9 protein-coding genes and 1 pseudogene are annotated in these 8,237 nt (G+C 70.8%); 9 read left to right on the top strand and 1 reads right to left on the bottom strand.

The genetic code is table 11. The annotated features are described in order from the left end of the window. The 9 genes and pseudogenes from AB3347_RS19345 to AB3347_RS19305 form a co-directional block, all read left to right on the top strand. Positions 1–321 (top strand): annotated as a pseudogene (locus tag AB3347_RS19345) (hypothetical protein); the annotation flags it as partial. Beyond that, positions 318–764, top strand: a complete 447-nt coding sequence (locus AB3347_RS19340; RefSeq protein WP_369093338.1) for a DUF3305 domain-containing protein — start codon at positions 318–320, stop codon at positions 762–764. The pseudogene AB3347_RS19345 and the gene AB3347_RS19340, both read left to right, overlap by 4 nt. Positions 765–775: 11 nt before the next feature. After that, positions 776–1,354, top strand: a complete 579-nt coding sequence (locus AB3347_RS19335) for a DUF3306 domain-containing protein (RefSeq protein ID WP_369093337.1) — start codon at positions 776–778, stop codon at positions 1,352–1,354. Then, positions 1,351–3,033 carry a 4Fe-4S binding protein gene (locus tag AB3347_RS19330; protein WP_369093336.1) on the top strand — a complete coding sequence of 561 codons (1,683 nt, stop codon included), beginning with the start codon at positions 1,351–1,353 and terminating at the stop codon, positions 3,031–3,033. Before AB3347_RS19335 ends, AB3347_RS19330 begins: the two co-directional genes overlap by 4 nt. 145 nt (positions 3,034–3,178) lie before the next feature. After that, positions 3,179–4,882, top strand: coding sequence for an AMP-binding protein (locus tag AB3347_RS19325; protein WP_369093335.1), 1,704 nt, complete (start codon positions 3,179–3,181; stop codon positions 4,880–4,882). A 416-nt stretch (positions 4,883–5,298) separates the two neighbouring features. Beyond that, a complete protein-coding gene (locus tag AB3347_RS19320) occupies positions 5,299–5,778 on the top strand; it encodes a GreA/GreB family elongation factor (protein ID WP_369093334.1) in 480 nt (159 codons plus the stop codon). Next, complete coding sequence (gene grpE, locus AB3347_RS19315) at positions 5,775–6,140, top strand: nucleotide exchange factor GrpE (RefSeq protein ID WP_369093333.1); 366 nt, start codon at positions 5,775–5,777, stop codon at positions 6,138–6,140. The genes AB3347_RS19320 and grpE overlap by 4 nt, the downstream gene beginning before the upstream one ends. An 89-nt stretch (positions 6,141–6,229) precedes the next feature. Beyond that, positions 6,230–7,150, top strand: coding sequence for a universal stress protein (locus AB3347_RS19310; protein WP_369093332.1), 921 nt, complete (start codon positions 6,230–6,232; stop codon positions 7,148–7,150). A gap of 199 nt (positions 7,151–7,349) precedes the next feature. Continuing rightward, positions 7,350–7,598 (top strand): hypothetical protein, encoded by a 249-nt coding sequence (locus AB3347_RS19305; protein ID WP_369093331.1) that lies wholly within the window; start codon positions 7,350–7,352, stop codon positions 7,596–7,598. 27 nt (positions 7,599–7,625) lie between these two features. On the opposite strand, the gene AB3347_RS19300 is transcribed toward AB3347_RS19305, so the two are convergent. Then, the gene (locus AB3347_RS19300) at positions 7,626–8,237 is read right to left on the bottom strand and encodes a response regulator transcription factor (RefSeq protein ID WP_369093330.1); all 612 of its coding nucleotides are present in this window, start codon (positions 8,235–8,237) and stop codon (positions 7,626–7,628) included.

The raw sequence follows: 8,237 nt of genomic DNA, 5'->3' as shown, positions 1-8,237 counted from the left end.
GGCGCCGCGCCGCCAGGCGCCGCCCGCGCCGCCGCGGCGGCCGGCATGGTGCCGCCCGGGGTCACGCCGCCGAATGCCGGCATGCCCGCGGCCGCGCCGGCCAACGCCGCGCCGGGCACGGCAGCCGCCGCACCCGCCACCGGCGCGGCGCCGAACAGCCGCCAGGCGCTGAACGCGGCCAATGTTCCGATCAAGAGCGAAAAACTGGGTACCGCGGCGCCGAGCGAAGACGTCAAGAAGGCGCAGACCAGGTCGGTGCCGAAAGGGGTCGGCCCGGCGGTGGAGAAAAAGTCCACCCCCGAGACGGCGAACAAGCAATGAAGATGGGCAGCATGCCGATTGCGGTGATCATGCAGCGCCGCGCCGTGCAGCACCGCTGGGCCGACGAGGCCTGGGAGGCGGTGGGCGTGGTGCCCGACCGCGGCCAGCTGCCGCGCCTGCAGGTGCTGAGCCAGAGCCCGGAGCGCGACTACTACCTGGTGTCGGGTCTGGAGCTCGAGCTCTACACCGACGAGAACGAGGGCTACTACGAGAACTGCATGGCGCCCGAATCGAAGGTGTTCGTGCTGTGGCGCATGGAAGAGGGCAAGGCGATCCCGGTGCGCGCCTCGGTCAGCTACGTCGAGGGCACCCGCATGTTCGACTCCGGCGAGCAGGCCGACGGGGTGGCCATGCCGGCCGAGATCTATGCCTGGGTGGCCGGCTACCTGCGCGAGCACTACCAGCCCAAGCCGCGCGGGCGCCGCGGCCGCGAGCACGGATGAGCGGAGCCCCGATGTCGAACGAAGGTTTCCTGCGGCGCTGGGCGCGCCTCAAATCGACCGGCGGCGCAGCCGAAGCGGTGGCCGAGGCGCCGCCCGCAGCCCCGGCACCGGCGGCGCCCGCACCGGTCGCGGTTCCCGCATCCGCTACGCACCAGGACGAGGCCGGCGCGGCGCGGCGGCCGCTCCCCACCCTCGCCGACGCCGCCCGGCTCACGCCGGACGCCGATTTCTCCGCCTTCGTGGCGAAGGGCGTCGACAAATCGGTGCAGCGCCTGGCCCTCAAAAAACTGTTCGCCGATCCGCATTTCAATGCGATCGACGGACTCGACATGTACATGAACGACTACAACAAGGCGGCGCCGCTGCCGCCGGGCATGCTCGCTTCGCTCAAGCACGCCCCCGGCGTATTGAACCGGCTGCTGGACGACCAGCAGAAGGCGGTCGAGGCGGCAGGAGCCGCGCAAGCGGCAGAAGCGGCAGAAGCGGCCGAAGTAGCCGAGGCAGCCGAAGCAGCCGTAGCAATCGACACAGCCGCGGTAGCCGAACCAGCAGAGCAGGCGCCGCCGTCCACACGACAAGGGAACGCATGAACATCCGTTTTACCGACAATCCGCCGATCGACCCGGTCCAGGAAGGCCGCAACGCCCAGGCCAGGAGCGCCGCCGTCCTGGCCGCCGACGCCATCCCGGTGTTCGAGCCCAGCGTCACGGTGGACTACCGCTCGGCCGGCCGCAGCCTGGTGGTCGGCTCGGCCGAACACGCCTTGCCTTGGGCCGACCGCCTGGCCGGCGGCCTGCCCGTCACCGTCCTGCTGCTCGACAGCCAGGACAGCATCCCGGTGCGGCCCTATCCGGTGCACGTGGCGCGCACGGTGGCGGTGGCCGGCTGGCTGGGCGCTTTCGAGGCGCGCTGGCAGGCGCCCGGCCAGCCGGTCGGGCAGGGCCGCTTCGACCTGGTGCTCGACCTCAGCCCCAGCCGCCTGATCCCCAGCCACCAGCGTCCGCACGGTTATTACGCTCCCGGCTACGACGAGGCGGCCCGCCTCGAGGCCGTCGCGGCCATGCTCGACATGGTCGGCGACTTCGAAAAACCCAAGTACTTCTCGTACAAGGAACGCAGCTGCGCCCATGGCCGCAACGGCCGCAAGGGCTGCAGCGCCTGCATCGAGATCTGCTCGGCGCAGGCCATCGCCGACGACGGCGACCGGATCAAGGTGAATCCCTACCTGTGCGCCGGCTGCGGCGCCTGCTCCACGGTCTGCCCGACCGGCGCGATCAGCTACGCCTTCCCGCCGGCCGCGCTCACCGGCAAGCGCATGCAGGCCGCGCTGCGCTCCTACCGCGCGGCCGGCGGCGAAGATCCGGTGTTCCTGCTGCACGACCCCGAGCATGGCGCGGCCCTGCTGGCCCGGATGAGCGACGCCATGGGCGGCGATGCGATCCCCGGCCGGGTGATCCCGCTGGCCCTGCAGCACACCGCTTCGACCGGCATCGACGTCTGGTTCGGCGCGCTGGCCTACGGCGCGTCCGGCATCGCCATCCTGACGACAGGCCAGGAGGCGCCCCAGTACCTCGCCGCCCTCGACCAGCAGATGCAGATCGCCCAGGCGGTGCTCGACGGCCTCGGCTACGAGGGTCCGCACTTCCAGCTGCTGCAGGCGGCCGTCCCGGAAGAGCTGGCGGTGGCGCTGCGCCATGCGCCGCGCGGCCGGGCGCCGGCCGAGCCGGCCGTATTCCACCTGGCCAACGACAAGCGCAACACGCTCGACTACGCGCTCGAGCACCTGCACCGCCATGCCCCGGTCAAGCCCGAGCAGGTGGCGCTGCCCGCCGGCGCGCCCTTCGGCGCGATCGCCGTCGACCGCGCCAGCTGCAGCCTGTGCATGTCCTGCGTCGGCGCCTGCCCGGCAGGCGCGCTGCAGGACGGTCAGGGCGCGCCGCTGCTGCGCTTCATCGAGAAGAACTGCGTCCAGTGCGGGCTGTGCGCCAGCACCTGCCCGGAAACCGCCATCAGCCTGGTGCCGCGCCTGTCCTTCAGCGAGACGCGCGGCCAGGCGGTGGTGCTCAACGAGTCCCAGCCCTTCCACTGCATCCGCTGCGACAAGCCCTTCGGCACCCTGCAGATGGTCGAGAACATGCTCGGCCGCCTGGCCTCGCATCCGGCCTTCAGCGGCCACCTCGACCGTCTGCGCATGTGCGGCGACTGCCGCGTCATCGACATGATGGAGCCGGAAGGCGAGATGCGCATCACCGCCCTCAAGCGCAGCTGAGATCGGCGGCACGGCCGGCGCTGCCGGCCGTGCGTTCGACATCTGCATGCAGCGGCCCGCCGCCCGTCCGGGCAGCTTCAACTGCGCCCGCAAACATGGCAGAATGGCTACAGCAGCCATGCCAAACCAGTCACCAGGAGACACCATGACGCCAACCCAGCGCTTCCTTCAAGCGCGCGACTTCTTGCTGCAGCACCGGCTCGACTACGAGACCGCCTACCGCGACTACCGCGCGCCCCAGCTCGACGCCTTCAACTGGGGGCTGGATTATTTTGACCAGATGGCAAAAAATAACCCGGCGCCGGCGCTGTGGGTGGTCGAAGAAGACGGTTCCGAGCAGAAGATCAGCTTTGCCGACATGGCCTCGCGTTCGTGCCAGGTGGCCGAGTACCTGCGCCTGTGCGGCGTGAAGCGCGGCGACCGCGTGCTCCTGATGCTGCCGAACCGGGTCGAGCTGTGGGAGATCATGCTGGCCGGGATCAAGCTCGGCGCCGTGCTGGTGCCGACCACCATGCTGGTCTCGGGCGCCGACCTGCAGGACCGCCTCGAACGCGGGCGCGTGCGCCACGTCATCGCCCAGGCCTCCGAAGCGCGCAAGTTCGATGGCATGGCCGGCAGCTTCACCCGCATCGCCGTGGGCGGCGCTGCGGGCGCGAAACTGCACGGCTGGCACGACTTCGCGGACAGCCGCGAGGTGGTGTCGGTGTTCGACCCCCAAGGCGAAACCCGCGCCACCGATCCGCTGCTGCTGTACTTCACGTCCGGCACCACGGCCAAGCCCAAGCTGGTGCTGCACAGCCACCAGAGCTATCCGGTCGGGCACCTGTCGACCATGTACTGGATCGGCCTGCAGCCGGGCGACGTCCACTGGAACATCTCCTCGCCGGGCTGGGCCAAGCATGCCTGGAGCTGCTTCTTCGCGCCCTGGAATGCCGGCGCCACCATCTTCGTCTACAACTACGAGCGCTTCTCGGCCACGGCCGCGCTCGACACGATCCAGCGCTGCGGCGTGACCTCGCTGTGCGCGCCGCCGACGGTCTGGCGCATGATGATCAAGGAAGACCTGAGCGCCTGGAAGCCGCCGCTGCGCGAGCTGGTCGGGGCCGGCGAGCCGCTGAATCCCGAAGTGATCGAGCAGGTCGAGAAGGCCTGGGGCATCCGCATCCGCGACGGCTTCGGCCAGTCCGAAAGCACCTGCCAGATCGGCAACTCGCCGGGGCAGCGGATCAAGCCGGGCTCGATGGGCCGCCCGCTGCCTGGCTACCGGGTGGCCCTGCTCGACATCGACGACCAGCCTGCCGCGGAAGGCGAGATCGCGCTGGCGCTCGACCCGGCGCCGCTGGGCCTGATGATGTGCTACGAGGGCGACGACGACAAGACCGCCGCCGTCATGCGCGCCGGCCACTACCATACCGGCGACACCGCCAGCGTGGACGACGACGGCTATTACTTCTACGTCGGCCGCAACGACGACGTCTTCAAGTCCTCCGACTACCGCATCAGTCCCTTCGAGCTGGAAAGCGTGCTGGTCGAGCACGAGGACGTGCTGGAGGCGGCGATCGTGCCGAGCCCGGACCCGCTGCGCCTGTCGGTGCCCAAGGCCTTTGTTACGCTGCGCCAGGGCGTCCTGCCTTCCCGCGAGGTGGCCGCCGCGCTGTTCGCGTTTGCGCGCGCACGACTGGCGCCCTACAAGCGCATCCGCCGCATCGAGTTCCGCGAACTGCCCAAGACCATCTCGGGCAAGATCCGGCGGGTCGAACTGCGCAAGGAGGAAGCCGGGCGCGCCGGGGCGGGCGCGCAGGCGGACGGGCAGGGCGTCGAATACCGCGAGGAGGACTTCCCCGCCTAGCACAGCGGGGCGGGGGCGTGCTCCATGCAAGCATGCCCCCGTGCGCCTGCCGTCGAGTTGACGAAAAAAACAGGTCGTATATACTGATCCCGATTCCACCTTCTGTGATTCGAGCGGACATGCGCGGCATTTCATCCAACGGCTTCGGTTTTTCCTCCAGCGTGCGCCAGGCACACGCCGGCGCCGTTGCGGCCGTCCGCGTATCCCCTACCTCCCTGTCGCTCGGACTGAGCGTCTTCCAAGCTCGTCTGGCACAACGTTCGACGCGCGATCTCGCCTGCCTCTCTTGAGCTCGGCGAGCGTCCGTTGACGCTCCCGAGCCCCACCCACAAGACCGTCCAGCTGCCGCGGCGCCACCAGCGCCCGGCCTGATTCGTTACTGTCGGCCAGCCGTACCGGGCTGGGAAAGGCATTCCATGTGCAACAAGCAGTACCTGAGCCAGCGCGACCTGGCTGTTCTCCATCGGTTCGCACGCGAACATGGCATCGATGCCGGCTGCAGCGATCCCGCCGGCCGCCGGCTGGCCGGCCTGCTCGCCGCGGCCATCCCGCTGCCGGAGACCGACGAGGCGCAGGACCGGGTCGGGCTCGGCGCGACGGTCCACTACCGGCCCGCCGGCGCGCGCGACCTCAGCACCATCCTGATCGCCTGCCCCTACGACGCGAATGCGCTGCTGGCGCGCGTGACCATCCTCTCGCCGCTGGCGCTGGGCCTGCTGGGGCATGCCGTGGGCTGCACGGTCGCGATCGGGCTGCCGCTGGCGCGCTCGCTGCCGGTCGACATCGTCGCGGTCGAAGCACCGACACGCACGCCGGGCGCGGCGCCCTGGCTGCGCGGACTGCAGGATGCGCCGCCACCCCCAGTCAGCAACCTACCCGAAAGGAGAAGCCCATGACCGAGATGAACCGTGCCGGGTCGTTCCACCCGCAAGCCGAAGCAGCCGCGCCGCCGGCGTCGTCCGCGCACCAGGGCGGCATCGAGGAGCGCATCGCCGCCACCGGGCGCCGCATCGAGGCGCTGCAGCATCAGCTGGACGGCGCCATGGCCGAACTCGGCCACGCGCGGCGGCGCGCGGCGGCCGACCTGGCGCAGGCGGCGCGCTACGGCCACCAGGACCTGGCGCAGGACCTGCTGCCGTTCAAGGACGCGCTGGAAGCGGCGCTGGCGGTGCGCACCGGCGACGCCGCCGCCCTGCGCGCCGGCCTGGTGCTGGCCGGGCGCCAGCTCGACGCCGCGCTGGCGCGCCGGCACGGCTGACACATCGTTCTTACCATGCCGGCGCAAGACCGGCCCGCGGCGCCCGCCCATGGGCGGCGCCGCGCCATTCATCATCTGGAGGCACATTCATGCGTCGTTTCGACAGAATCCTGTTAGCGATCAACCAGCAGCACCCCGGCCGCGTCGAGTCGCGCGCCGCACTGCTCGCCCCCGGGCTCGGCATCGAGGCCTTCGACGTCGTTGCCGTCAAGCGCACCGGCGCCGGCATGGGCAGCGCGTCCACGGCCTACAGCCATGTCCGGGTCGAGCCAAGCGCACTGCGCGCATTCACCGGCGGCGCGGCGAGCGCCGGCAGTGCGCCGGCTTTCATCGACGGCGTCGAGGATGCCTGGATGGTCCAGCGCGGCCAGCCGGCCGAGGTGATCGCCGGGGCGGCCGAGCGGATCGGCGCCGACCTGACCCTGGCGGCCGGCAACCTGCGGCCGCGCCTGCCGTCCTGGGTGCGTTCCTCGCGCAACGCCGAGCTGATCCGCCTGTGCCGCAGCCCCGTGCTGCTGGTCCACGGCGAACCGCGCGACGTCTATCGCACCGTGGTGGTGGCCATCGATTTCTCGCGCGCCTCGCTGGCGGCGGCGCGCACCGCCGCGCTGCTCGCGCCTTCCGCCCGCTTCGTGTTCGTGCATGCCTGCCGCCTGCCGGAAGAACTCATGATGCGCGAGCTGGACCTGCCGGTGCGCACCCTGGAGGCCTACCGCGGGCGGGCCTGCGCGGCCGCGCGCGGCAAGCTCGACGACTTCATCGATCTGTACCTGCAGGACATGCCTTCCGGTACCCGCGAGGTCCGGGCCGGCCGTCCCCACGCCGTGGTGGCCGAGTGCGTGCGCCGGCACGGCGCCGACCTGCTGGTGCTGGGCCGCGGCGCGACCCATCCCGGCGCCTGGCTGTCGTCCTCGAACGTGATGCACAAGCTGGTGGACGAGGGCCTGTGCGACATCCTGGTCGGCGCCGACCGTTTCGGGGACGATGACGCCCCGCGCCTGGCGGCATGAACCGTTTCCCTCCCACCGTGATGTTCCGGATGCGCCGGATGCGAGGCCCTGCCGGCCTGGCGTCGGCTCGGGAATGCCCAGGCGCGGCCGTCAAGGCGGGCGCACGGCATGTCCCGGGCCTGTTTGCGGACACGAAGCGCGGCCCGGGTGCCGCGGCATGACGAACTTGCCCCGCAGGAGGGGCGACATGGAGGATGAAATGTCAATGTATCGACCGGGATTGTTTGGCCGGGATGCGGCGCTGCGCGCCAAGCAGCGGATGGAGCAGCGGATGGAGCGGCGCAGCAAGCGGCGCCTGGCGAAGCACCTGCTGGAGCGTAACGCGCAATGGCGCCGCACGGTGGTCAAGAGCATGGCGGCCGGCCTGGCGGCGGTGCTGGCGGCGCAGCTGCTGTTCGGCGAACTTGCCGCGGCGGCCCCGCTCGCCGCCGCAATCGGCGCCGCCTGAGCGCGGCGCCTTTTCAGGCTTGCCCGGTCACCCGACCGGGTTCTGCAGGTGCTGGCGCACCAGGTCCGCGATCGAATCCACCTGCAGTTTTTCCATTACCCGTGCCTTGTGCACTTCCACGGTACGCACGCTGATCCCGAGTTCCTCGGCGATCTCGCGGTTGTGCCGGCCCGCCACCACCAGCTCCATGACTTCGCGCTCGCGCGGGGTCAGGCTGGCATGGCGCTTCAGGTACTCGGGCGACGCGCGTCCGTCGCGCGGCGCCGCCGCGGCGCGCGCCAGCGCTTCCTCGATCGCCGCCACCAGCGGCCCTTCCTGCAAGGGCTTTTCCAGGAAGTCGACCGCCTCCGAACGGAATGCTTCGCGCGCCGAGTGCACGTCGCCGTGGCCGGTGATGATCAGGACCGGCAGGCGGCTGCCCAGTTCGCGCAGCTTCTTCTGCAGGCTCAGGCCGTCCATGCCCGGCATCCGGATGTCGAGCAGCAGGCATCCGCTGGCCTCGGGCGTCCAGGCGCGCAGGAAGGAGGGCGCGTCGGAAAAGAAGGCGGTGCGGTAGCCATGCAGGCTCAATAACAGGCCGAGCGCGTCGCGCACGGCGGCATCGTCGTCGACGATGTAGACAGTCTGGCTGCGGTCCAT

This window comes from Massilia sp. X63 (genome assembly GCF_041023745.1).
Lineage (GTDB): Bacteria > Pseudomonadota > Gammaproteobacteria > Burkholderiales > Burkholderiaceae_D > Telluria.
This window is presented reverse-complemented; position numbering and strand designations above follow the sequence as displayed.